This window comes from Actinomadura sp. 6K520 (assembly GCF_004349245.1).
In the GTDB taxonomy this organism is placed as follows: domain Bacteria; phylum Actinomycetota; class Actinomycetes; order Streptosporangiales; family Streptosporangiaceae; genus Spirillospora.
The window spans coordinates 80,148-103,959 of record NZ_SMLC01000002.1; the positions used below are offsets into that span (position 1 = coordinate 80,148).

At 71.7% G+C, this 23,812-nt stretch carries 20 protein-coding genes; 5 read left to right on the forward strand and 15 right to left on the reverse strand.

Going from position 1 to position 23,812, the window contains the following annotated elements; genetic code table 11:
* From E1289_RS01110 to E1289_RS01165, 12 genes are all read right to left on the reverse strand, one after another.
* Positions 1-1,497 (reverse strand): amidohydrolase, encoded by a 1,497-nt coding sequence (locus E1289_RS01110; protein WP_165970280.1) that lies wholly within the window; start codon positions 1,495-1,497, stop codon positions 1-3.
* Complete coding sequence (locus E1289_RS01115) at positions 1,494-2,087, reverse strand: thiamine pyrophosphate-dependent enzyme (protein WP_131974266.1); 594 nt, start codon at positions 2,085-2,087, stop codon at positions 1,494-1,496. Before E1289_RS01115 ends, E1289_RS01110 begins: the two co-directional genes overlap by 4 nt.
* Positions 2,084-2,614 (reverse strand): thiamine pyrophosphate-binding protein, encoded by a 531-nt coding sequence (locus E1289_RS01120; protein WP_165970281.1) that lies wholly within the window; start codon positions 2,612-2,614, stop codon positions 2,084-2,086. The genes E1289_RS01115 and E1289_RS01120 overlap by 4 nt, the downstream gene beginning before the upstream one ends.
* Entirely contained in the window at positions 2,611-5,997 is a 3,387-nt protein-coding gene (locus E1289_RS01125) for a molybdopterin cofactor-binding domain-containing protein (protein ID WP_165970282.1), read from the reverse strand. Before E1289_RS01125 ends, E1289_RS01120 begins: the two co-directional genes overlap by 4 nt.
* Positions 5,994-6,497 carry a (2Fe-2S)-binding protein gene (locus E1289_RS01130; protein ID WP_131974272.1) on the reverse strand — a complete coding sequence of 168 codons (504 nt, stop codon included), beginning with the start codon at positions 6,495-6,497 and terminating at the stop codon, positions 5,994-5,996. The genes E1289_RS01125 and E1289_RS01130 overlap by 4 nt, the downstream gene beginning before the upstream one ends.
* Positions 6,494-7,141 (reverse strand): isochorismatase family cysteine hydrolase, encoded by a 648-nt coding sequence (locus E1289_RS01135; RefSeq protein ID WP_131974274.1) that lies wholly within the window; start codon positions 7,139-7,141, stop codon positions 6,494-6,496. The genes E1289_RS01130 and E1289_RS01135 overlap by 4 nt, the downstream gene beginning before the upstream one ends.
* 46 nt (positions 7,142-7,187) lie before the next feature.
* On the reverse strand, positions 7,188-8,546 hold the full coding sequence (locus E1289_RS01140) for an amidohydrolase family protein (protein ID WP_131974276.1): 1,359 nt from the start codon (positions 8,544-8,546) through the stop codon (positions 7,188-7,190).
* A 46-nt stretch (positions 8,547-8,592) separates the two neighbouring features.
* Positions 8,593-9,384, reverse strand: a complete 792-nt coding sequence (locus tag E1289_RS01145) for an IclR family transcriptional regulator (RefSeq protein WP_131974278.1) — start codon at positions 9,382-9,384, stop codon at positions 8,593-8,595.
* A gap of 13 nt (positions 9,385-9,397) precedes the next feature.
* A complete protein-coding gene (locus E1289_RS01150) occupies positions 9,398-10,438 on the reverse strand; it encodes an ABC transporter substrate-binding protein (protein ID WP_131974280.1) in 1,041 nt (346 codons plus the stop codon).
* 65 nt (positions 10,439-10,503) lie between these two features.
* Positions 10,504-11,400 (reverse strand): ABC transporter permease, encoded by an 897-nt coding sequence (locus E1289_RS01155; protein WP_131974282.1) that lies wholly within the window; start codon positions 11,398-11,400, stop codon positions 10,504-10,506.
* Positions 11,397-12,260 carry an ABC transporter permease gene (locus E1289_RS01160; RefSeq protein WP_165970283.1) on the reverse strand — a complete coding sequence of 288 codons (864 nt, stop codon included), beginning with the start codon at positions 12,258-12,260 and terminating at the stop codon, positions 11,397-11,399. The genes E1289_RS01155 and E1289_RS01160 overlap by 4 nt, the downstream gene beginning before the upstream one ends.
* Before the next feature lie 376 nt (positions 12,261-12,636).
* Entirely contained in the window at positions 12,637-13,476 is an 840-nt protein-coding gene (locus E1289_RS01165; RefSeq protein WP_243712534.1) for an ABC transporter ATP-binding protein, read from the reverse strand.
* Between the two features lie 157 nt (positions 13,477-13,633).
* On the opposite strand from E1289_RS01165, the gene E1289_RS01170 reads away from it, so the two are divergent.
* Together E1289_RS01170 and murJ are read left to right on the forward strand one after the other, a co-directional pair.
* Entirely contained in the window at positions 13,634-14,563 is a 930-nt protein-coding gene (locus tag E1289_RS01170; protein ID WP_131974286.1) for a Rieske (2Fe-2S) protein, read from the forward strand.
* A 399-nt stretch (positions 14,564-14,962) separates the two neighbouring features.
* On the forward strand, positions 14,963-16,774 hold the full coding sequence (gene murJ / locus E1289_RS01175; protein WP_243712539.1) for a murein biosynthesis integral membrane protein MurJ: 1,812 nt from the start codon (positions 14,963-14,965) through the stop codon (positions 16,772-16,774).
* Positions 16,775-16,793: 19 nt separating this feature from the next.
* On the opposite strand, the gene E1289_RS01180 is transcribed toward murJ, so the two are convergent.
* The 3 genes from E1289_RS01180 to E1289_RS01185 form a co-directional block, all read right to left on the reverse strand.
* Positions 16,794-17,780, reverse strand: a complete 987-nt coding sequence (locus E1289_RS01180; RefSeq protein WP_165970284.1) for a glycosyltransferase family 4 protein — start codon at positions 17,778-17,780, stop codon at positions 16,794-16,796.
* A 22-nt stretch (positions 17,781-17,802) separates the two neighbouring features.
* Entirely contained in the window at positions 17,803-18,504 is a 702-nt protein-coding gene (locus E1289_RS37910; RefSeq protein WP_165970285.1) for a hypothetical protein, read from the reverse strand.
* Between the two features lie 77 nt (positions 18,505-18,581).
* Positions 18,582-19,826: a glycosyltransferase gene (locus tag E1289_RS01185; protein ID WP_165970286.1), complete on the reverse strand. Its 1,245-nt coding sequence runs from the start codon at positions 19,824-19,826 to the stop codon at positions 18,582-18,584.
* Between the two features lie 225 nt (positions 19,827-20,051).
* Between E1289_RS01185 and E1289_RS01190 the strand changes: the two genes are divergently transcribed.
* The 3 genes from E1289_RS01190 (at position 20,052) to E1289_RS01200 (ending at position 23,581) form a co-directional block, all read left to right on the forward strand.
* Positions 20,052-21,203 carry a hypothetical protein gene (locus E1289_RS01190; protein ID WP_131974292.1) on the forward strand — a complete coding sequence of 384 codons (1,152 nt, stop codon included), beginning with the start codon at positions 20,052-20,054 and terminating at the stop codon, positions 21,201-21,203.
* A gap of 114 nt (positions 21,204-21,317) precedes the next feature.
* Positions 21,318-22,532 (forward strand): acyl-CoA dehydrogenase family protein, encoded by a 1,215-nt coding sequence (locus E1289_RS01195; protein WP_131974294.1) that lies wholly within the window; start codon positions 21,318-21,320, stop codon positions 22,530-22,532.
* Entirely contained in the window at positions 22,532-23,581 is a 1,050-nt protein-coding gene (locus E1289_RS01200) for an acyl-CoA dehydrogenase family protein (protein ID WP_131974296.1), read from the forward strand. The genes E1289_RS01195 and E1289_RS01200 overlap by 1 nt, the downstream gene beginning before the upstream one ends.
* Positions 23,582-23,812 lie beyond the last annotated feature (231 nt).

Consider the following 23,812-nt stretch of genomic DNA (forward strand, 5'->3'; position numbering starts at 1 on the left):
CTACCGGCCGGTGGCCCGCGACCACGGGCGGCGGCGCACCTCGTCCTCCAGCCGCTGGAGCAGGGGCGCCGTCCGCTCGTAGTTCGTGAGGCGGTCCGGCAGCCCCTCCCAGACGCGGGCGGCCAGCTCCGCCGCCTCGGCGAGGATGGCGTCGACGTTGATGTGGAGGAGCTCGCCGTCCCGTACCACCGGCGCCCCGTCGACCAGGACGGTGTCGACGGCATGGTTCATGTCGGCGTACGCGAGCTGGTAGGCGACCTGCTCCTTGGGCGCCACGAACACCTCGCTCGTGCGCAGCAGGACGAGGTCCGCGCGGTGCCCCGGGGCGACGCGTCCCAGCGGGACCCCCATGGCGCGGGCGCCGCCGTCCCAGCACATGCCGAGGACGGACAGCGCGCCCGGCCAGGACGCCCGCTCCTCGTGCGCCCGGGGCAGCAGCGCCGCCATCTTGATCGTTTCCCACATGTTCTGGCCGTCGTTGCTGCTGGCGCCGTCCGAGCCCAGCGCCACCGCCGCGCCGGCGCGCAGCAGCGCCGGGACCGGGGCCACCCCGGCGCCCAGCTTGAGGTTGCTGACCGGGTTGTGGACGGCGACCGCCTCGGACGCGGCGAACCTGGCGATCTCGTCGTCGTCGAGCCAGATGGCGTGGGCGAACGACGCCCACGGGCCCAGGCAGCCGATGCGTTCGAGGAACTCGACCGTCGAGGTGCCGTAGCGGGCCGCGGCCACGTAGACCTGCGACTTGGCGGACAGCAGGTGCGTCTGCAGCCGCAGCCCGCGCTCCCGCGCGGTGTCCGCGCTGGCGGTGAACAGGCCGGTCGAGCAGCGCGGCAGCGAGGACGGCCCGAGCATCGGGGTGATGCGCGGGTTCTCGCCGTGCCAGCGGTCGATGTAGCCGAGGACCTCGCCGAGCACCTCGTCGGGCTTGGCGCGGGGCGGCCGGACGAGGTGCTCGGTCCCGTCCACGAGGTCCAGGGGCAGCGACGAGAAGAAGTCCAGGTCGCTGTACTGGGCGGCGACGTTGGCGCGCATGCCGGCATCGGCGTAGGCCCGGGTGATGGCGTCGAGCCCCTCGCCCATCCACTCGTGGTCGGCGCGGGCGCAGTCGAGGACGCTCGTCGTCCCGTTGCGCAGCATCTGGATCGCGCCGAGCATGGCCGACACGTACAGCTCGCGGGGGCTGAGCCGGGCGCCCGCCCCGCCGTAGCTGGCGAGCACCATCCAGGTGTCGAGCGGCAGGTCGTCGCACAGGCCCCGCTCGATGGTCTGGTTGGAGTGCGTGTGGGCGTTGACCAGCCCCGGAATCACGATGCGTCCCGAGGCGTCCACGACCTCCGCGCCGGGCGCGTCGATGCCGGGCCCGACGCGGACGATGACGCCGTCCTCCACCAGGATGTCGCGCACCCCGAACTCGGATGCCACGTCGAAGACGTGACCGCCGCGGATGAGCGTCCTGCCCGTGCTTGGCGTGTTCTTCGTGCCGTTCGCCGTGCTCAAGTTCGACCTCCGGGTTCGTCGCGTGCGGCCAGCCTTCGCTGGAAGACCGCCTTGTCGTCCACCTGCGACCAGCGGCCCGCCTGGGGGTAGGGGGACGCCTCGGACTCCACCGGCTGGACGACCATGGCCGGTCCTCCGGCGTCGTACATCCGCCGGACGGCGGCGGCGACGTCCGGCTCGTCCGCGCGGGGCGGGGGCGACTCGACGCGCTCCCAGCCGCAGGCGCGGGCGGCGGCGCCCAGGTCGAGGCGGCCGGCGAGCGCCTGCCCGCCGCCGGTCTCGTACCGGCCGTTCGCGAAGACGACCATGCGCAGGTTCGGCGGGGCCGCGCCCGCGATCGCGGCGAGGACGCCGAGGTTCATCGCCAGGTCGCCGTCCCCCTCGATGAGGACCACCCGGTCCTCGGGGCGGGACAGGGCGAAGCCGAGCGCGAGCGACGGCGCCATGCCCATCGGGTCGGACGCGAAGTAGGTGAGGTTGGGCGCGGACACCTCCCGCCAGGCCCGCCCGGCCGACCCCAGCGAGCAGATGACGATGTCGTCCTCGGCGAGGACCCCGGCCACGATCCGGGCGAGCGTCGACCGTCTCATCGGGCGTCCTCCCCGAGCAGGGACTCGCGGTCCAGCAGCAGGACGACGGGCCGCCGGTGCAGCCGGGCCTGGCCGGCCGCGGCGGTGACCAGGCGCGGGTCGGCGCCGCCGCGCACGCGGTGGTACGGCACGCCGATCGCGTCCAGCACGGGCGGCACGACGCGTCCCTTGTACGCCTGGTAGTAGAAGCCGTCGTCGACGTCCCCGCGCTGCGCGGCCAGCACCAGCAGCGGCAGTTCGTGCAGGTGGACGTACCCGGCGAGGGCGTTCGCGCCGACGAGCAGGCCCGCGTTCTGGCAGACGACGGCGCCGAGCCCGCCCGCGAGCGCCGCCCCGGCGGCGATGCCCAGCGCGTCGTCCTCCCTGGTGACCTTGACGTGCCGGATCCGCGGATCGGCGTCGAGGGCCGTGAGGAGAGGGGACAGCCACGAGTCGGGGAGGCTCGCCACGACCTGGATGCCCGCCGCGCCGAGCGCGGTGCGCAGGGTCGCGGCCGGGTCCCGGCCCGGTGGACGCTCGTTGCTCACTGGTCTCCTTCCAACCGTCCGGCCGCCCGTACCGCCATGCCGAGCGCCGCGTCGAGCTTCCAGTCGTTGCCCGCGAGCGGGTGGCCGTGCCTTGCCAGCTCGCCGTCGAGGAGCGCGCGGAACCGGGCGGGGTCGAAGCGGGCGCCGTCGCATCCCGCCTCCGTGGCGCGGGCCCGCCACGGTGTGGGGGCCACCGCGCCGAGGACGACGCGGGTGTCGTCCCAGCGGCCGGCGGTGACGGTGGCCGACAGCGCGACCGACACGACGGCGAAGTCCCCCGACCACAGCTGGAGCTTGTCGAACACGCAGCGGCGTTCCCGCGCGGAGGCCGGGACGCGTACCGCCGTGACGATTTCGCCGGGCCGCAGGCACGTTTCCCCCGGCCCGGTGTAGAAGTCGCCGATCGTGACCGTCCGGTCCCCGGCGGGGCCGGAGAGCAGCACCCGGGCGTCCAGTGCGGTGAACACGGTGCCGAGGTCGGACGGCGTCACCGCCTGGCAGCGGTGCCCGCCGATCGCCGCGTGGTAGAAGCGGTGGTCGCCCTGGACGGCGTAGCACGGGCACGCGGCGCCGCCGCGCTTGTAGCAGTCGAAGCCGTTGCGGAAGAACCAGCAGCGCTTGGCCTGCACGAGGTTGCCGCCGACGGTGGCGACCGCCCGGATCTGGGTGGACGCGATCGACGCGACGGCGTCGGCGACCGCGTCGAACCGGCCGCGGGTCGTGGCCGCGAGGGCGTCCAGGGTGACCGCGGCGCCGATGTCGAGGGCGCCGTCGTCGCGGTCGGTGATCGTCCGCAGGGCAGGGACGGCGCTGAGCCGCACCAGGGTCGTCGGTGCGATCAGGCGCTGCTGCCGCTGCGGGGCGAGGTCGGTGTTGCCGCCCACGGCGGTGCCGCCCTCGCCGGTCAGCGCCACGGCCTCGGCGGTGTCGGCGGGCCGTTCCACCGACTCGATCTCCCGTACCGGGACGCGGCGGGCAAGCCGGGTGCCGAACCGGTGGAGCGTCCAGTGCACGCCGAACGGGTACGCCCGCCGCAGCAGCTCGATCCACCACCGCGACGGCCGCGCGGCGATCCGGTACCTGCGGGCGGGACGGCCGTCGCGCTCGGCCAGGGCGCGCAGCACCTTGTCCGGGGTGATCGGCAGGTCGCGGATGCGCACGCCGATCGCGTCGTATACCGCGTTCGCGACCGCGGGGGCGGGCGGCACGATCGGCATCTCGCCGACGCTCTTGGCGTCGTACGGCCCTGCCTCCTCGTCCCCCTCGATCAGCACGACCCGGACCGGCGGCAGGTCGGCAGCCCTGGGCAGGGCGTAGTTGATGTAGGCCGGGTTGACGGTGCGGCCGGACTCGTAGCCGAGCTCCTCGCCGAGCGCGGCGCCGAGCCCCTGCGCGACCCCGCCGATCACCTGGCCCTCGGCCATCGCCGGGTTGATCGCCCGGCCGATGTCGTGGGCCGCGACGTAGTCCAGGACGCGGACCCGGCCGGTCACTTCGTCCACCTCGACCTCGACCGCGTGGGCCGCGAAGGTGTAGCTGGCCGAGACGTTCGGGCGGGGGTTGCCGCCACCGAAGGTCTCCATCCGCGGGTCGACATAGGACGTCTCGTGGCTGAGCATCCCGTCGCGTGCGTCCGGGCTGAGCGCGACCAGGTCGCCGAGCGCGATGTCCGCGTCCGCGGCGTGCGCTCGCCCGCCGGCCAGCCTGACGTCGGCCGAGCCGAGCTTCTCCGCCGCCAGCCCGCGCACGGTCTCGGCGAGTTCCGCGGCGGCCTTCCGCACGGCGTGGCCGCCCATGTGCGTGCCGCGCGACGACCAGGCGCCCATGTCGAACGGGGTCAGCTCCCCGTCGGCCATCAGGACGTCCACGTCGTCGACGTCCACGCCGAGTTCCTCCGCGGCGATCTGCGCGAGGATCGTGCGCTGGCCGGTGCCCGCGTCGGCGCCGCCGAACCGCACCCGCGCCCGGCCGTCCTCGAACAGGTCGACGGCGGCGTCGGACCGGTTGGAGCCGCCGTGCGCGTACGAGCCGCTGCCGTGCATCCCGCACGCGACGCCCACCCCGCGCAGCGGACGGCGGTCGCGGCGCTTCTCGTCCCAGCCGATCGCGTCGCGGACCGCGGCCAGGCACTCGGCCAGCCGCGCGGAGCCCAGCCGGGCGCCGGACAGCGTCGTGGTGCCCGGCTCGTTGGCGTTGCGGAGCCGGAAGTCGATCGGGTCGATGCCGAGCCGCTCGGCCAGCTCGTCGGCCTGCGACTCCATCGCGAACGCGACCTGCGGGCTGCCGTAGCCGCGGAACTGCCCGCCGGGCGGCAGCGCAGTGTCGATCAGCCGGGCGTCCCAGGCGACACCCTCCGGCCGGTAGATCGAGCCGAGCGTCTTGATCCCGACCTTCATGATCGACGGTCCGTAGTGGTTGTAGGCGCCGTTGTCGACGTCGAGCCGGGCGTCGAGGGCGCGGAGCCTGCCGCCGTCGTCGGCGGCCGAGCGGAGCCGCACCCGGAAGGCGTGCCGCGGCTTGGTGGCGGCGAACTCCTCCTCGCGCGTGTACGCCAGCCGGACGGGCCTGCCCGCGGCGATGGACAGCGCCGCGGCGAGCGCCTCGTGCTCGCACACCTTCGACTTGGACCCGAACCCGCCGCCCACGGCGACGTCCCGGCAGATCACCCGCGCGGGGTCGAGCCCGAGCACGTGGGCGACCTCGGTCGTCACGAACCACGGGGCCTGCGTCGAGGTCCACAGTTCGAGGGTTCCGGTGTCGGCGTGCCAGTGGGCGAGCGTGGTGTTCGGCTCCATGCAGGCGTGCGAGACCCGCGGGTAGTGGAACGTTCCCTCCACCGACACCGTCGCGGCGTCGCGGCCGGTCCCGGGGTCGCCCCACTGCCCCGTGTCGTGCACCGACACGTTGTGCTCGCCGGACGGGCGGCGGTGCAGCCGGAGGGAACGCCGCTTCAGGGCGGCGTCCAACGTCAGCGGTGGCCGCCGGAGGGGACGGCGGTACCGCGCCACGATCGCTTCGGCGGCGGCCCTGGCCTGCTCCGCGGTCTCCGCGGCGACCGCGGCGACCTCCTCACCGACGAAGCGGACGACGTCGCGGGCGAGCGGATGGCGGTCCGAGTGCGCCCCTTCCGCGTGGATGTAGGGGGTGTCCACCGGGAAGTCCGCGGCGGTGATCACGGCGTGCACCCCGGGCATCCGGCGCGCCCGCGCGGTGTCCAGGGAGACGATCCGCGCGTACGGGTGCGGCGAGCGCAGGACATGTGCGGTCAGCGTGCCGGGCGGGGCGAGGTCACCGGCGTAGGCGTCGGTGCCGGAGGTCCGCTCGTCCCAGTTCTTGGGCGGCACGCTGGTGCCCACGACCCGCGGGACCGGCGGGGAGGTCACGCTGTCTCCCGGTGCGCTGTCTCCCGGTGCGCCGTCTCCCGATGCGCGGCCGCCCGGCGGATCGCGCCGATGATCTGCGTGTAGCCGGTGCAGCGGCAGATGTTCCCCGACATCGCGACCCGGAGTTCCTCGTCGCTGAGCCGCGCGGCCTCGTCGAGCAGGGCACCCGCCCGGACGATCTGCCCGGGCGTGCAGAACCCGCACTGGAACCCGCCCGTCTCGGCGAACGCGCGCCGCAGCTCGCGGTGCTCGTCCGCGAGTCCCTCCACGGTCGTGATCCGGGCGTGCTCGGCCTCCTCGACCATGAGCACGCACGACATCACCGGGACGCCGTCGAGCAGGACCGTGCACGCCCCGCACTCGCCGCGCCCGCACGCCTCCTTGGCGCCGCGCAGCCCCAGCCCGCCGCGCAGCACCGAGAGCAGCGGCTCGCCGGGCCGCGCGTCGACCTCGACCACGGCGCCGTTGACGTCGAGTTCCGTCCGCCGCGATCGACTCATCGTCCGGCGCCCGGTCGCAGCGCGGCCATCAGTTCGTCCGCCGTGGTGACCACGCCGTGGAAGCGGTCGGTGCTCGCGAGGACCGCCGCGTGGGCGGCGTCGTCGGTGTCGGCGACGCACTCCGCCGGGACCACGACGTCGAAGTCGCGTGCGTACGCGTCACGGATGGTGGAGTCGACGCAGAAGCTCGTCGTCGTGCCCGCCACGACCAGGACCTGCACGCCGCTCATCCGCAGCACGCTCTCCAGCCTCGTGTTGTAGAAGCCGCTGGCGCGGTGCTTGACGATGACCTCGTCCTCGCTGCGGACGTGCTCCTTCACCTCGTCCAGCAGTTCCGCGTCCCAGGTGCCCTGGTGGCAGAGGTCGAGCCGCACGCCGCGCCGGTCCAGGTGCGACGGGATGCGGCGCCGCGCCCGGCCGCGGTCGCCGGGGAAGTGCACCTGCCGCGTGAACCAGACCGGGATCCCGGCGGCGCGGCAGCGTTCGGCCAGGCTCAGCGCGTGCGGGACCATCTCGCGCGGCTTGGCCACGCTGTCCGCCCCGAACGCGCGCCCGCGGGACCCCTCCGGGTGGCAGAACCCGTTCTGCAGGTCGATGACCAGCAGGCCGACGTCGGCCGGGTCGAGTGTCACGTCAAGCGGCATGGCTTCCTCCGTACGGCTCGTCTGGGCTGTTCGTCGCGGCTCCTCGTCACGGGCGCAGCACCCGGCCCGATCCCGGGCGCACCGACACCTCGCCGTCGCGCAACTGGACCTCGCCGCGCCTGATCGTCAGCGCCGGCCAGCCCTTCAGCGCCATCCCCTCGAACGCGCTGGTGTACTTGCTGCGGGTGACGTCCGGGCCCACGACGCGCTCGGTGTCGAGGTCGACCACGACGAAGTCGGCGTCGCCGCCGACGGCGATCGCGCCCTTGCGCGGGTAGAGGCCGAAGATGCGGGCCGGGTTCTCCGCCATCGCGGCGGCGACGTGCTCCAACTCGATGCGGCCCTTCAGCACGCCCTCGGTCAGCACGACGGGCAGCATCGTCGCGAGCCCGGCGAAGCCCGGCTTCTCCTCCCACAGCGCGGCGCCGGTCTTCACCAGCGGGACGTGGTCGGAACCGATCGTCCGGATGCTTCCGTCGCGGAGGCCGTCCCACAGCCGCAGCCGGTCCTCCTCGCCCCGCAGCGCCGGCGCGACCTTCCCGACGCCCGCGCCCTGCTCGGCGAGCCGCCGGTCGTCGATGGTGAGGGCCAGGTAGTGCGGGCAGGTCTCCAGCACGACGTCCGCGCCGCGCTCGCGGGCCTCGCGGGCGGCGTCGATCCCGGCGCCGATCGTGGTGTGCGGGATGTACAGCGGGGACTTCTGCAGCTCGGCCAGCCAGATCGCGCGCAGGATGTCCTGCTCCTCGACGAAGCCCGGCCGCGAGTCGGTGTAGGCGGCCAGGTCGGCGCGGCCGCTCGCCTTGACCCGTTCGGTGAGGTGCTCCACGAGGGAGTCGTCCTCGCAGTGCACCATGCACCGCGCGTACGGCCCGAGTTCGCGGATGCGGGCCATGGCCTCGTAGAGGTCGGCGTCGGACACGGTCACCAGGCCGATGGGATTACCCTCCGGGTAACCGCCCATGTAGAACTTGTAGCTCCGCACGCCGAACCGCTCGGCGTACTGGGGGATCTCCTCGATCTGGGCCATCGAGTTGAGGATGAAGTGGAACGCGGTGTCGAACGAGCTGTGCGCCTCCGCGATGTCCCGTTCCTTCTCGAACGTGTCGAGCAGCGAGGTGGCGCTGCGCTTGTACTGCAGCAGGGTGGTGATGCCGCCGATCGCCGCCGAGACCGACTCGGTCTCGCACAGCTCCTCGTACGGCACACCGCCGCCCAGGTGGACGTGCGGGTCGACGATGCCCGGCAGCACCGGGCGGCCGCCGCAGTCGATCGTCTCGTCCGCGGCGGGCAGGTCGGCGTCCCGGCCGATCGCGATGATCTTGCCGTCGCGCACCGCCACACCCGCGTGCACGCGGCCCTTCGGCGTCACGAGTTCCGCGTTGTGCAGCGCGAGGTCTGCGCTCATGGTGGAAGGCTCCTGTTCGTAGAGGTGGCGGACGGGGGAGGCCGGCTCACCCGCCCGTGCTGCCGAGTTCCCGGGTCAGGCCGCCCGCGACACGCACGAGCGCCTTCGCCATGGGCGAGTCGCAGTCCGGCGGGATCGTGACGGTGGTGCCGACGACCGCGATGGCCGCCGTGATGCACGAGTCCTGGAAGACCGGCGCCGCGAGCGTCCGCACGCCCGTAGCCTGCGGCGTGTTCGTCGCGAGGTTCCTTGCCCGGATGTCCGCCAGTTCGGCGCGCAGCTCGCGTGACCTGCGCAGCCGCCCGGCCAGGCCCGGGACGGCCGCGGGGTCCAGGAACGCGCAGAACAGCCGGCCCTGCGCGGATTCGAGCGACAGCCGGGAACCCGCCCGGATGCTGATCCGCACCAGCCGGTTGGCGTTGTCGTCGACCCGCACCACGATGGGCCCCTCGCCGTCCCACACGCTCAGCACCACCGTCTCGTTCACCTCGTGCACCAGCGCCTTCAGGAACGGACCGGAGGCGCTGATGATCGGGTGGCCGGACCGCACCGCCGCCGCCAGCGTGAGGATCTGCGGCCCGAGCGAGTACAGGCCCGTCGCCGCGTCGAAACGCAGCAGGTTGGCGGTGCGCAGCGCCTTGGTGTAGCGGTGCGCGGTCGGCTTGCTGACACCGAGCCGCGCGGTGAGCTCGTTGAGGGTGAGGCGCGGGCGGCCCACCGTGAACGCGCCAAGGACCGTCGCGGCGCGCTGCACCGACTGGATGACGGGGGACGCGCCGTCCGGCGGCCCCCCGCCCGTCCCGGTCACGCCCGTTCCGGCGCCGGAGCCCCGTCCCATCGCGATGAGCCCATCAGCTCCGGGAGTACTCCGGCACGAGCTTCTCCACGTCCGGAAGCTTCTCGGTCTGGCCCTGGTCGACGAGGATCTGCGCCATCTGCTTCATGGCGTCCATCGGGACGTCCGCGAAGTACGGGTTCTCCGGGTCCGTGGCCAGCTTCTTGGCGTCCTGCCCGCAGTGCTCGGCCTCGATCCGGTACTTCTCGTCCTTGTTGGCCGGGTCGTTGACCGCGGTGTTGGACTCCTTCAGGGACGCCAGGAACTTCTTCATCGACTCCTCGTTCTTCTCCACGAAGTCGGCGGTCCCGACGTAGCCGGCGAAGACCAGCCACCGGTCCTTGCCGACCTCCATGTACGGGTCGCCGAGGCTCTTGACCCCCGGGGTGTTCGAGTACTGCTCGGGCGCCTGCGAGGCGTCGACCTTGCCGGACGCCACCGCCGACGCCAGCTCGCCGAACGGCAGCGCGACGAACTTGACCTTCGCCGGGTCGCCGCCCGCGTCCGTCACGAACTGCTGGACGATGATCTGGTTGATCCCGCCGAGCTCGTTGACCGCGACGGTCTTGCCGTGGAGGTCCTTGCCGTTCTTGATCGGCGAGTCCTCCTTCACGAGCACCGCGTTCGAGGGGGTCTCCCCCTTCTTCGGCGTGCCGTACGCCGTCGCCACCCACCGGAGGTCGATGCCGCTGTTCATCGCGAGCATCGTCGAGAACGGGTTGGTGAACGCGAGGTCCGCCGACTTGCCCTGCACGGCGGCCAGTCCCGCCGCGCCGCCGCCGGCCTTCACCAGCTCGACCTGCAGCCCGTTCTTCTCGAAGACGCCCTTCTTCTGCGCCCACAGGACCGAGATCTCGTTGCACAGGCTCAGCGTGGTGACCTTCAGCTTGCTGACGCCGGTCTCGGCGCCGCCGCCGTCACCCGCCGAGCCCGGCGACCCGCACGCGGCGGTGAGCAGCGCGGTGACCGCCCCCACGGCGATCAGGAACGACTTCCCGGAGCGCCGGTGCGGACGGTTCCCGGTGCGGGGCGACGACGCGGATTCCTTCGTTGACATGCCAACTCCTCAAGGATCGAAGCGGGCCGGGCCGGCGTCGTGGCGCCGGCGCGGCGATGGGGGGTTCACGCCGAGTCGGCTCGCTTGCGCGACTCCCGGTGCCACCGGAGGACGCGGGCCTCGACGAGCGCGAACGCGACGTTCAGGAGCAGGCCGATCACCGCGATCAGCAGCACACCGCTCCACATGTCGACGTAACGGAACTGGCGGGAGGCGAGCACGATGTAGTAGCCGATGCCGTTGGTCGCCGCGAAGAGCTCCGAGACGACCATCAGGATGAGCCCGATGCCGAGGCTCACCCGCAGCCCGCTGATGATCTGCGGGCTGGCGCCGGGCAGCAGCACCGTGCAGAAGTAGCGGACCCTGCCCATCCGCATGCTGCGCGCCGTCATGATGACGGTGCGGTCGATGCCCTGGACCCCGTCCATCGTGTTGATCAGGATCGGGAACACCGTGCCGATGACGATCAGCGAGACGTTCATCTCGTCGGTGACGCCGAAGAAGACCACGGCGAGCGGGAGCAGCGCCGTCGCCGGGATCGACATCCCGAACCGGATCAGCGGGTTGCACACCGCCGCGGCCCGCGCCGAGACGCCGAGCGCGATGCCCGCGCAGAGGCCGGCGACCACCGAGATCAGCCAGCCCTGCCCGGCCCGCGCCATGCTGGAGCCCAGGTCGGTGGTGAACTGCTCGGTGACGAAGCCGCGCGAGGCGTCGGTGGTGAACCAGTTGGTGAAGAACGCGCCGGCGGACTCGGTGAAGGTGGGGAAGTACGGCGACTGGTACAGCCGGGACCCCACCTCCCACGCGATCAGCAGCAGCACGACCATCCAGGAGTAGGCGATCGCGCGGCCCAGCGCCGTCCCCGCCGCGGACGCCGCTTCGGCCAGGCCCGGCAGCGGGGGCCGGCCGCGGCTCGCGGTGCCCCGCTCGGCCCGTGCGGTGCTCGTCGTCTCGGTCATGACCGTCCCCCCGCGTCCGTGGCCCGCCGCGTCCACGGCAGGCTGCGCCGCTCGATGGCGGCGAGCGTGGTGTAGAGCAGCCAGCCGAGCACGCCCGCGAGGATGATCCCGGCGTACACGAAGTCGGGCCGCGGGATGCCCTGGTACTTGACGATCACCGTGCCGATGCCGTAGCTCGCGCCGAGCAGCTCGACACTGACGATCACGATCAGGGCGATGCCGCTGGCCACCCGGATGCCGGTGACGATGGACGGCAGCGCCGAGGGCAGCACCACGCGGCGCAGCGTCTGGAACCGGCTCCAGCGCATGCTGCGCGCGACGGTGAGCAGCTGCGGCTCGGTGTTGTGGACGCCGTACACCGTGTTGAGCAGGATCGGGCCGAAGATCGCGAAGACCGTCAGCGCGAGCTTCATGCTCAGCCCGAGCCCGAAGAGCAGCACCGACGCCGGGATGAACACCGTGGCGGGCACCGATCGCAGCGCGTGCACCACGGTGACCGTCGGGCGGTAGAGGGCGGCGACCGTGCCGAGCACGATCCCGAGCGGGACGGCGACGGCGCTGGTGAGCGCCATCGACAGGAACCAGGTGTAGACGGTGTCGAGGACCTGGAGCCGGAAGTCCGAGCTCACCGCCAGGTCCTTGATCCGCAGCGCCACCGTCCCCGGCGTCGGCAGGGATTCGCGCGCCACGAGGTCGAGGCTGCAGGCGGCCTGCCACAGCGCGACCAGGATGCCGACGCCGAGCGCGCCGAGCGCCAGCGGTGACCGCAGGGCCCGAGCCAGCGGCCCGGCGGGTGCGCCGACCGCGGCCCGGGCTCTGCCGGGGGCTTTGTCGAGGGTCTGCGTGGACGTGGAGGACATCGCTACCGTCCAGCCGGAAGGGAAGGGGGCACGCCGACTCCAGCTCTGCTTCAGGGCCACGTCCATCTCGGAGGACGTAATGGCGTTGCGGGTGACGGTATGGCGCACGTCTCACTGAAGTCAAGGTCGCCGGCGCCGGAAAATGCGGAAGACTTTTTTCGGCGGTCGAATGCAAAGTGCACGACGACAACGGCCGACGGCATGGCCGCCGGCCGGAGGAAGGCACACTTGCGGACGCCGGGCCGGGTGTTCCTGTGACACCCGGCCGGGCGTCACGCGTCGATTTCGGGTTGCTTTCTCAACCCGTGAAATGAATGCACGGGTGACATATCCGCCGGAGTTGTCTCCGCGGTCGGAAATGTATGCTCCGCCGGTGCTAGGCGGCCGGCATGTCCTTCATGACCAGGCGGAAGACCTCCGCCCGAAGCTGGGCGTAGATCGGGTTCTCCTTGGTGGCGAACTGGTCGCGCGGCCGGGGCAGCGGCACTTCGAGTTCGGCGACGACACTGGACGGGCTCTTGGACAGCACGACGATCCGGTCGGAAAGGTAGACCGCTTCGTCGATGTCGTGGGTGACGAAGAGAATCGTCTTGTTGTACTCCTCCCAGACCCGCAGGAGAAGGTCTTCGAGCCCGGTACGGGTCTGCGCGTCCACCGACGCGAAAGGCTCGTCCATGAGCAGTACTTTCGGATGCGAGATCAGCGCGCGGGCGATCGCCACGCGCTGCTGCATGCCGCCCGAAAGCTGCCAGGGGTAGCGGCCTCCGACGGACGGGTCGAGGCCGACCTGGGTCAGCAGCCGCGCCACGTCGCGCTTGATCTCCGCGCGCGAGGCCCGCTCCGACTTCATGGGCAGGCCGACGTTGCTCTCCACGCTCAGCCAGGGGAACAGCGACCTGCTGTAGTCCTGGAAGACGACCGACAGGCCGGGCGGCGGCCCGGTGACGGCATCGCCGCCGAGCGTCACGGTGCCGCCGGTGGGCGGGAGGAGGCCGGCGATGCAGCTCAGCAGGGTCGTCTTGCCGCATCCGGAGGGACCGACGATCGAGACGAACTCCCCCTCATGGAGCGTGAACGAGACCTGCTCGATCGCCCGGACGGCGCCCTTCTTGTTCGGATAGGACTTCGCGAGACCGTCCACCGCGAGCATCGCGGCCCCTGAGCCGTCGCGTTCCGCGGTGGCCGTCGGTGACGGGGGCGTCGAGTCAGGTTTCATTTGCGCTCTCCTCGCACCAGGGTCCACGATTTATACAATGCGAGATGGCATCTCGTCAAGTGCGAATGCCCTGGTGAGAGCCGGTCTCCGGGTTTCTCGTCGCGTTCCGGGGATAGGGAGCGGACGAGTGGAGTCGTGGCTACAGGGAGGCCCGCACATGAACATGCCGCACAGGACGATGCGCCGGGTGGAGGAGGCGGAGGCGCTCGACGGATACGCCAAGCCGCTGGCCAAGGTGGCCCAGCGCGCCGTCCGGCCGCGCATCGTCCGCAACCTGCTGAGCGGGGCCAAGGTCGGTCATCCGCTGCATCCCCCGCTCACGGACGTGCCGATCGGCGCCTGGAGCATGTCCGCGCTGCTGGACCTCATGGGCGGCCGCGAGTCCGAACCGGCCGCCGACCTGCTGGTGAAGGTCGGCCTGGTCACCGCCCTGCCCACCGCCCTCAGCGGCTTCAACGACTGGTCCGACACCCTCGGCGCGGACCGGCGGGTCGGGCTCGTGCACGCCGCGGCCAACAGCGCGGCCCTGTCCCTGTACGCGGCGTCGGCCGTCGCGCGTGCCCGCGGCAGGCGCGGAAAGGGCAAGGCCCTCGGGTTCGCGGGACTGGGGCTGATGGCGGTCGGCGGCTACCTCGGCGGCCACCTGTCGTTCGCCAACGGCGTCAACGTCAACCGCACCGCCTGGGAGCACGAACCGGAGGAGTGGACGCCCGTCCTCGCGGAGGGCGAGCTGGCCGACGGCGAGCACCGCACGGCGGAGGCGGACGGCGTGGACGTCCTGCTGTACCGGAAGGGCGCGACGATCTACGCCATGGCCGCCACCTGCAGCCACATGGGCGGCCCGCTGGGCGAGGGCTCGGTCGAGGACGACTGCGTCACCTGCCCCTGGCACGGCAGCATCTTCCGCTTCGCCGACGGCGGCATCGAACGCGGCCCGGCCAGCAGCCCGCAGCCGCACTACGAGACGCGGATCCAGGGCGGGCGCATCGAGGTCCGCCTAGCCCCGCCGGAGCTCTCCGCCGAGCAGGGCGAGCAAGGCACCCGCCGCGGCCACCGCCGCCCGCTCGCCCGGACACCGGCCTCCTGACAGGGACGCCGCGTCCTGACGGGCGCCCGGGTGACCGCGCCGCTCACGGACGTCCGGCGCGGAACGCCCGGCGGTAGGCGCCGGGGGTCGTGCCGTCGAGCTGCGCGGGGCGCGGCGGCGCCGCGAACTGCAGATGCCCGCCTTCGCGGCATGACCATGGTCCGCGTGCCGCGCGGGCAGCCCCGGGCGCCGGATGGTCTGCGGCGTCGCCGGAGGGGTAGCGGCGTGTCCGTGGCCGCCTGACCTGGACCACTGTCGGGCTCGATTTCCGACCTGTCCGCTTCTTGTGGGATCGTCACCGTCGCAGCCGTGACCGCGATCCCCGAGGAGCCCATGGTGAGGCGCGACTCTGCCGCGGAGCCCGATCCCACCGAGGCCGGACATCTCCGGGACGAGGAGATGGCGGGCGGCTACACCGGCCGCGTCGTCATGCCCGGCGACGTCCTGGACGCCATCGAGCGGCGGGAACCGCCGTCCCGCCCGGAGCGCGGCCTGGAGGTGCGGCACGACCCGAGCGACTTCGGCGACCTCGGGACCGCCGACCGCCCCGGCGAGGAGGGCGAGGAGATCGGCGGTGCCGCCCACGCGGCGCCGCCGTCCCTGGCCCGCTCCAGCGTCATCATGGCGATCGGGACGGTCGCGTCCCGCGCGACGGGCTTCATCCGGACGGCGGCGATCGTCGCCGCGCTCGGCACCGGGCTCCTCGGTGACGCCTACCAGACGGCCAACATGGTGCCGTTCGTGGTGTACGACCTGCTCATCGGCGGCCTGCTGGCGAGCGTCTTCGTGCCGTTCCTCGTGAAGCGGCGGGAGCAGGACCCGGACGGCGGGGTGGCGACCGAGCAGCGGTTCATGACGGTGACGCTGCTCGCCCTGGCCGCCATCACGTTCGTCGCGGTCCTCGGCGCGCAGTTCCTCATCACCGTCTACGCGGGCGGGTGGACGGGCAACCAGCGCGACGTCGCCGTCACCCTGGCGCGCTTCCTGCTGCTGCAGATCTTCTTCATCGGGGCGAGCGGCGTCGTCAGCTCGATGCTGAACAGCCGCGAGCGGTTCGGCGCGCCGATGTGGGCGCCGGTCGTCAACAACCTCACGATCATCGCGACGGCCGTGCTGTTCCTGTGGATCGCCGGACCCGGCCGCACCCCCGGCGACATCACCGACGGCCAGGTCGCGCTCCTCGGGCTCGGCGCGACCGCCGGCCAGTTGCTCCAGGCCCTCATCCTGGCGTGGTCGCTGTGGCGCGCCGGGTTCCGCTGGCGTCCCCGTCTCGGCCTGCGCGGATCGGGCTTCGGTGAGGCGATGCGGAACGCGGGCTGGATGATGGTGTACGCCGTCGTCGCGCAGATCAGCCTGCTGGTCAGCACGAACGTCGCGACCCGCGCCGGCGCCCGGGTGGCGGAGGCGGGGCTGGAGACCGGGGCGGGCATCACCGCCTACAAGAACGCCTTCGTCATCTTCCAGCTGCCGTACGCCATCATCGCGGTCTCGGTGATCACGGCGCTGCTGCCGAAGATGAGCCGGCACGTCGCGGACGGGCGCAAGGACCTGGTCCGGCTGGACTTCTCCCGCGGAGTCCGGCTGGCGGCCGTCCTGCTGGTCCCCGCGTCCGTCGCGATGGTGGTCTTCGCGGTGCCGATGTCGGTCGTCCTGTACGCCCGCGGCAGCGCCTCGGTGGACGACGCGCACGTCATCGGCTATGTGCTCATGATGTTCGCGGTGTCGCTCATCCCCTTCACGCTGTTCCAGATGATGCTGCGGGTCTTCTACTCCCTGGGCGACACCCGCACCCCCGGGCTCATCGCCCTCGCCCCCGTCGCCATCCACGGGATCTCGGGCTTCCTGGTCCTGTACCTGGCACCGCCGGAGCACATCGTCATCTACCTGCCGATCGGCCACGGCCTCTACTACGTGGTCGGCTTCCTGATCGCGGGCCAGATCCTGCGGAAGCGCCTCCACGGACTGGACGGCCGCCGCGTCTTCCGCTCCCTCCTCCTGCTCCACCTGGCGGCACTCCCGGGCGCCGCGGCGGGCGGCGCGGTGGCCTGGCTGCTGGGCGGCTTCACCGGCGGAACCGCCGCCGCGCTCCTCGCCCTCTTCGCAGGCTGCGCGGTCGGCGGCGTCATCTTCGGCCTGACCGCCTACGCCCTGCGCATCGAAGAGGTACGGGTCTTCCTGGAGACGGCCCGCACGAAGGCCCTGCGCCGTTAGGACATACCAGGGAGGCTCCTTATACGGCGTTGTAGATGTCCAGGAGCCGCTCGACGTTGGCCTTGGAATCGAACTTCGCCGCGAGTTCCCCCGCGCGTAGGGAAAGCCGGGTGAGCAGGCCGCGGTCGCTGCTCAGCCGATCGATCAGGGCGGGGAAGTCCAGGTCGTCGCCATAGAGACATGCGTCTCCGAACTGGTCCTCATACTGGGGGAGGGCGCGCAGCAGTATCGGTTTCCGCAGCGCCGCCGCCTCCAGGACGGCCATCGGGCAGTTCTCCTGCAGAGCGGGAAGGAAGAAGAGGTCCGCGGCGGCCACGTGGGACAGGACGGCCGATCGTGGAAGCGGGCCCGTGAAGAGGAGATTGGGGGGTGCGTCGCGCATGAGCCGATGCATCTCGGCTCGGTGGTCCGCCAGCGGACCGAAGATGACGCCCCCCACCCAGCGGAACAGGACGTCTGGAAGGGCCCGAGCGCATTCGACGAACGCGGCGATGCCTTTTCGGGGCTGAACTTGGCCGACCCCGACGACCATGAATCGGCCCTGCGGCACGCCCAGCCTCTTGCGAGACTCCTCGGACGAATCCGCGTTCGCCCTGATGGCCGCGACGTCGACCGTGTTCGGGACGACCCGGATCGGCCGCTCGACCCCCATGTCCCTGAGTTCGGCGCGTACCGCCGAACTCACGGCCAGAACGGTGTCCGCCCCGTTGTAGAACGCGCGCAGGTATCGCGTGAACGCGCATTTCCAGTGCCGGTGAGCGCGGAGGCTGCCGACCACCGAATCGGCGGTCAGGTGGGCGGTGACGATGCGGCGCCGGCCCGCCATCAGCAGACCGGCGGCGTAGGGGCCGACGGTGTGCGCGTGCTGGACGTCGGCGCGGCGCGGCAGGTTGACGGTCACCTCGGCCACCCGGCGGAGCATGGTGACCTGCTCCAGGTACGCGGAATGCACGCCGTGACCGGCCACGGTGAGGGCGGACTCCGAGACGACGTTCACCGCGAGCATCCGGCCGCCCTGGGCAGGACCGTCACGGCGGCGGAGGTGCGTGGTTCCCCTGGAGGGCGGCCGCTTGCCGGTACGCCTTGCCGCTCGCCTGCATGTTCTCCCGGAGCGCAAGGCCCAGGACGAACACGGAGAACGCCAGGAGCGCGATATTGAGCGTATTGAGATTGAGCAGATGCAGCCCGCGGATCTCCGGCCCCTCGTCGCCATACCGCTGAACGGTCTCCTTGGCGCTCAGCGCGATCAGGCCGAAGAATCCCATCGCGTTCAGTACCTGCATGCCGATCACACTCTTGCGGTTACGCTCCACCCGCGAATTGATCTGCGACTCCAGCAGGACCGGCCGGCCCACCAGCGAGTTGACGCGGGCTTCGAGAAAGCGCTTGTAACCGGCGCGCTTCTCCACCTCGGTGTAAATCTGAATCAGGTATCCGAAGGCGAGGGCGATTCCATAGGGGGCGAAGACGAGCGCCAGCCAGTTCTTTCCCTCGTCATGCTTGATGAGCCCGATGGTCAGCGCCCCGACCGCGATGAGGCCCGCGAAGTTGATGAACCGGTCGGCCGTCATGAGCATTTCGCGCATCGCCTTGGTGAGGTCCGCCACCTCGGTGAGCAGGATGCGCAGTATCTGGCCGTCTTCCGACTCACCGACCGTGGCGTCCACCGCGAAGGGTTTGACGGGATTGGGCGGCCCGTTGTCGGCGGGCTGCCTCAGCGTGATGCGCATACCATTCTTCCTGTGCCTCCGAGGGGAGGTCGAACATTACTCGGCCCACTCTGCGGAGCGCAAGACCGGGCCGGACGTCACTGCGGGAATGTGAGTTCGTCGTAGACGCCGGCCACCCGTGCGGCGTATTGCGCCGGAGTGTATTCGGTGGCCTGGCGTTTCGCGTTGGAACCCAGCCGGTGCCGGGTGTCCGGGCATTCCAGGAGCCGGACCAGAGCGGCACCGAAGCACTTTTCCGAGTCGGCGGCATATCCGGTCTGGTCGTTCTTGACCACGAAACCGTCGAGTGCGCCGTCCAGGACGACCGCCGGAATGCCCTCCAGCGCCGCTTCGGCGATGACCATCCCCTGCGTTTCGGTCAGCGACGGGTGGGCGAGTACCTTGCTCGGGCCGAGCAGGTGGTTGACGAGCTCCGGCGGCGCGGGCCCCGCGAACGCCACGGCGTGCGAGATGCCGAGCGCCTCGGCCATACGCTCGTACTTCTTCCGTTGGCCGTCTCCGATGATGTTCAGCCTGGCGGCCGGGACGGCCGGCAGGACCTGATGTGCCATCGCCTGGAGAAGCGTATCCAGGTTCTTCTCCGAAGAAAGGCGGCCCACGTACGCGAGAACTGCATCCCCAGAATGGATGGACTGCCGCATCTCCCGCAGTCGCCGTGCCGACGCGGGGGCCAGCGGTCCATGCCGGACGGGCGCACTGGGAATGACGCAAGGTACACAGGAAGGCGACATCTCCCGCAGGGCGGACGCGGTTTTCGGTGACGGCACGATTATCCGGTCGAAAAGGGTCGCAACACTCGACAGCATCTGCCGGTGGTGGGGCGCGACATCGACTCCGGCCAGCGCCGCCAAGCCCGCCCGTCCCAGTACCTTCGCGACTCCACCCGCGTTGTCCGGCAGCAGGCCGCCCGCGTACATGATGGGAATGCCCAGCTTGAGAATCGGATAGGCGTCCCGATAGGCCAGCAGATCCGTGTGCCAGGTGAGCACGGATTTCAAACCCGTCCGCCGGCACAGCCGCGCCGCGAGCAGGCCCAGCGAACCCAGCGTGTGGATGTGGACCACGTCCGGTTTGTGAAGCTCGACCAGCCGTTCGAGGGTCTTCGGGGAAATCCAGCCGAACCTGAATCCCCCCTGCCCCGTAGCAAAGGACGGGGCCAGGTAGGTGGGATACCCGCGGGTAGGTATCGGCGTCCGGGTGCGGGGAGCGATTACCGCCACGTCGTGGCCCGACTCGCGCAGCCCCGCGGCCAGGGATGCCACGGAAGTCGCGACGCCGTCCCGGTTTGGCGGGTAATTGTCTGAAACGAGCAGAATGCGCACTGATTGATCACTCCCTGGGGAATCGTAGCGACTTCCCGTCGTCCAGGAGTGGGCGTACAGAAATCCAAATCGGCAAGACGCGGTGTCGAGCACGAGACCGCCCCGCGACCGGCGCCGCCGGCTGCCCCGTGCCTCCCTCCCGCGACCGGTGCTCCTGGTTCCCATGGGTGATGTGCGGGCGCCGACCCTCGCCGGACGATGGGGATCCACGGTTTGGGAGGCACCTTGAACGCGCACCGATGGACGACCCTGCTCGCGACGTGCTGGTCGGCGACGACCACCGCGCTCGGCCTGTGGTGGACCCTGCGGCCATCGGCGTACCTCCTCGGCGGAGGCGACGCCGGCAGCCCCCCGCTGGCCTTCGAGTTCCCCCCGGAGTGGCTGCTGCTGATCGGCACCGGCGGCATCGCCGTCACGCTCGGCCTGCGCACCCGGCGACGTTCCAGGTCCCTGCGCTGGGCACTCGTGGCCATCGCCGCAGGCTTCGCCGGGCTCTGCCTGGCGGTTTCGGGACACATGCCGCTGCTCGCCCTGGCCTACGCCCTCGCGTTCGCCGGCCCGCCGGCCCTGATCGCGGCCCTGCTGGCACGGGCCTTCCGGCTCGGCATCAAGGGCACCTCGGCGATGGTGGGCACTCCGCTGACGGCCGGCCTCCTGCTGGCCGGCACCATCATGGTGATGAAGGGAGCCCACTGGACGCTGCTGTCCGTGGCCGGCTGCCTGGTCTGGCTCGCCCTGACGGTGACGTCCTACCGGGTGAACCACGGCCGCTGCGCCGCCTGCGGCCGTCCCGGCGCGGCGTGGACCCACCCGGAGTCCGCCGCCCGCTGGGGACGCAAGCTCACGATCATCGCCGCGCTCATGCCGCTGCCCTACGGCCTGGCCCGCCTCACCTGGTTCACCCCGTGGCCGATCGCGTTCCCCGAAGGCGCCGGCTGGGGAATCTGGCTCACCGGCATCCTGCTCGGCTTCGCGTCGGAGGGCGGCGCGATCCTGACCCGCGGCCTCATCCGCCCCTGGGGCGAGGTATGGCCAAGGTGGGTGCCCGCCCTGCACGGCCGTCCCATCCCGGTAGCCGTACCGACCTTCGCGGCACTCACGGTCTCGGTCATGCTCGCCCTGCTGACCGTCTACTTCGCGGGCACCATCGCCGGCGGCGAGATAGACCTCCTGGTCATCGTGGCCTTCGTGCCCCTCAGCCTCTGGGGCCCCCTCCTGGCCGGCGCGGCGATGGCGTACTACTACCGCCGCCGCACCGCGTGCCACTGTCTCGCGTCACCCGCTGATGGGCGCGAGCCCGTCCACCAGCACCACACGCCCCGGCGCCACCCGGGCCCCGAACCGCGTGTCGCCCTCGCGCTCGCGGATTCGAGGTGAACGTGCCCCGAGGGCGGTGGCATGGCGGACGCCGCCCTCGTGCAGAATCTGCGGACGACGGGAGCGCGCCCCCCGCTGGTCCGGATCGCAGGCGCGGACAAGGAGTCGGCACCGATGCAGAGCGAGGATCGCCTCGGCGATGACGGCGGGACGGATGCCGGCAGGCCGGATGTCGGCAGGACAGATGTCGGTCGGCCCGTCCTGCCGCCGACCGTGGAGGACGAGCGGCTGCGGGCACTGCGCGCCCGCGTACGCTCGTTCGTCCGGCACGAGCTGGAGACCGGCGGGTTCACGCCGGCCGTCGACTCGTGGATGAGCGCGTGGGACATCGGGTTCACCCGCAGACTCGCCGGCCAGGGCTGGCTCGGCATGACGATTCCCGTCGAGTACGGCGGGCACGGCCGTACGTTCCTCGAACGTTTCGTCGTCACCGAGGAACTGCTCGCCGCCGGAGCACCCGTCACCGCGCACTGGTTCGCCGACCGGCAGGTGGCGCCCTCACTCCTGAGGTTCGGCACCGAGGAGCAGAAGAGGGAGTTCCTGCCCGGCATCGCCCGCGGCGAGGTGCTGTTCGCGATCGGCATGAGTGAGCCGGAGTCGGGGTCCGACCTCGCCAGTGTCGGCACGAGGGCGGTGCGCACCGAGGGCGGCTGGACGGTCACCGGCACCAAGGTCTGGACGACCAACGCCCACCGCGCCGACCACATGATCGCCCTGGCCCGCACCGCACCGGTCGACGCCGGTGACCGCCACGCCGGGCTCAGCCAGTTCATCGTCGACCTCCGGTCGCCCGGCGTGGAGATCCGGCCCATCGTCTCGATGGACGGCGGGCACCATTTCAACGAGGTGTTCCTGGGCGATGTCTTCGTCCCCGACGGGAGGGTCCTCGGCGCCATCGGGGACGGGTGGCACCAGGTGACCTCCGAGCTCGGATTCGAGCGCAGCGGACCGGAGCGCTTCCTGTCCACGTACCTGCTCCTTGAGGACCTGACGGAGGCGATGCGCCGCGGGCAGCTCCCGGCCGATCCGCGGCTGGGCCGGTTCGTCGCCAGGATCGCGGGACTGCACCGGATGTCGCTCGCGGTCGCGGGCGCGCTCGAACGAGGCGAACGCGCCGATGTCGCCGCCGCGGTCGTCAAGGCGCTCGGAACCAGGACCGAGGGGGACGTGGCCGAGTACGCGGCCATGTTCCTCGGCGGGGCGGACGTTCCGGCGTCCGTACGGGACGCGGCCGGCGCCGCGCTCCTCGCCCGCCCGGGGTTCACGATCCGCGGGGGGACCAACGAGATCCTGCACGGTGTCATCGCCAGGGGATTGGGGTTGCGGTGATGAGCGAGATCATGCGGGTCGACGGCGACCTGGAGCGGCTGTTCCGCGACGTGTTCACCGACTGGCGCGACACGCGGCCCGCGGCAACGCTTCAGGTCAGCGTTGACCGCGACCTGTGGAGGACCCTTGAGGAGCTGGGGCTCACCCGGCTCACCTCCGGCGAGGAAGCCGCGGCCGGGTGGGTCGAGGCCGCGGCGCTGCTCCGCGCGGCGGCCGGGGCCGCGGCGCCGGTACCGCTGGCCGAGCACGACCTGCTCGCCGGATGGCTGCTCGACCGCGCCGGCCTGCCGGGCTCGGGCGCGCTGCGCACGGGCTGCCTGCTCGATCAGGACGGAAGCGCCGAACGGGTCCCCTGGGCGGCCTCGGCGGACGCGATCGTGGTGATCTGGGGCGAACAGGGAGCCTGGAAGGCCGCCGACGTCCCGGCGTCGGCGGCGGCGATCGAACCGTCCCATGACCTGGCCGGTCAGCCGCGCGACACCGTGCGGGTCGCCGTGGAGTCGCTGGCGGGCGTGGAGATCGGTGACGACGTGGTGCGCGAGTACTCGCTGCGCGGTGCGCTGGCCCGGACCGTCCAGATCACGGGCGCCATGGACCGCATCGTCGAACTGTGCCTCCGGCACGCCTCCGAGAGGCGGCAGTTCGGCCGGCCCATCACACGGTTCCAAGCCGTCCAGCACCTCATCGCCGAAGCGGCGAGCGAGTGCGCCCTCGCCATGGCCGCGACCGACGCCGCGGTGCTCGAAGCGGCCTCCCCTGGCCCGGATCTCGACTCGCTGGAGTTCGCGGTCGCCGCGGCCCGTTCCGTGACCGGCCACGCGGCATCGGTCGTGGTGCGCAACGCCCACCAGGTGCACGGCGCGATCGGCACGACGTTCGAGCATCGGCTGCACGAGTTCACCAAGCCCGCCCTCGCGTGGCGTTCCGAGTTCGGCTCGATGCACGAGTGGGACGCGCGGCTGACGGCGTTGATACTCGGTTCGAGTGGCCCCGCGTGGGACATGGCGGTACCGGCTTACGGCACGTCCCTATCAAGAGCGGATGATTGATCGGTAGATCAGTGGATATGTGTCCCTACGTTCGCGTTGGCGTGGAACCTCTGCGTGCGACGAGCCAGTACACCGGACGAGGACATGATGGCCCAGGACAGGCAGCCGACCGAAACGCGCTCCTCCGGGCAGGGCGGCGATGTCGTCCGTCCCGCTTCGATCGAGCGCCGCAGTACCGGATCGACCGTGACCGCACGGGACATGACCGGGCGCCCGGTCGGCACTCGGCGC

What these genes read in the sequence shown, in the direction of transcription:
- E1289_RS01115 (WP_131974266.1), bottom strand. Translation starts at nt 2,087, where the DNA reads ATGAGACGGTCGACGCTCGCCCGGATCGTGGCCGGGGTCCTCGCCGAG.
- E1289_RS01130 (WP_131974272.1), bottom strand. Translation starts at nt 6,497, where the DNA reads ATGAGTCGATCGCGGCGGACGGAACTCGACGTCAACGGCGCCGTGGTC.
- E1289_RS01135 (WP_131974274.1), bottom strand. Translation starts at nt 7,141, where the DNA reads ATGCCGCTTGACGTGACACTCGACCCGGCCGACGTCGGCCTGCTGGTC.
- E1289_RS01140 (WP_131974276.1), bottom strand. Translation starts at nt 8,546, where the DNA reads ATGAGCGCAGACCTCGCGCTGCACAACGCGGAACTCGTGACGCCGAAG.
- E1289_RS01145 (WP_131974278.1), bottom strand. Translation starts at nt 9,384, where the DNA reads ATGGGACGGGGCTCCGGCGCCGGAACGGGCGTGACCGGGACGGGCGGG.
- E1289_RS01150 (WP_131974280.1), bottom strand. Translation starts at nt 10,438, where the DNA reads ATGTCAACGAAGGAATCCGCGTCGTCGCCCCGCACCGGGAACCGTCCG.
- E1289_RS01155 (WP_131974282.1), bottom strand. Translation starts at nt 11,400, where the DNA reads ATGACCGAGACGACGAGCACCGCACGGGCCGAGCGGGGCACCGCGAGC.
- E1289_RS01160 (WP_165970283.1), bottom strand. Translation starts at nt 12,260, where the DNA reads ATGTCCTCCACGTCCACGCAGACCCTCGACAAAGCCCCCGGCAGAGCC.
- E1289_RS01165 (WP_243712534.1), bottom strand. Translation starts at nt 13,476, where the DNA reads ATGAAACCTGACTCGACGCCCCCGTCACCGACGGCCACCGCGGAACGC.
- E1289_RS01170 (WP_131974286.1), top strand. Translation starts at nt 13,634, where the DNA reads ATGAACATGCCGCACAGGACGATGCGCCGGGTGGAGGAGGCGGAGGCG.
- murJ (WP_243712539.1), top strand. Translation starts at nt 14,963, where the DNA reads ATGGCGGGCGGCTACACCGGCCGCGTCGTCATGCCCGGCGACGTCCTG.
- E1289_RS01180 (WP_165970284.1), bottom strand. Translation starts at nt 17,780, where the DNA reads ATGCTCGCGGTGAACGTCGTCTCGGAGTCCGCCCTCACCGTGGCCGGT.
- E1289_RS37910 (WP_165970285.1), bottom strand. Translation starts at nt 18,504, where the DNA reads ATGCGCATCACGCTGAGGCAGCCCGCCGACAACGGGCCGCCCAATCCC.
- E1289_RS01195 (WP_131974294.1), top strand. Translation starts at nt 21,318, where the DNA reads ATGCAGAGCGAGGATCGCCTCGGCGATGACGGCGGGACGGATGCCGGC.
- E1289_RS01200 (WP_131974296.1), top strand. Translation starts at nt 22,532, where the DNA reads ATGAGCGAGATCATGCGGGTCGACGGCGACCTGGAGCGGCTGTTCCGC.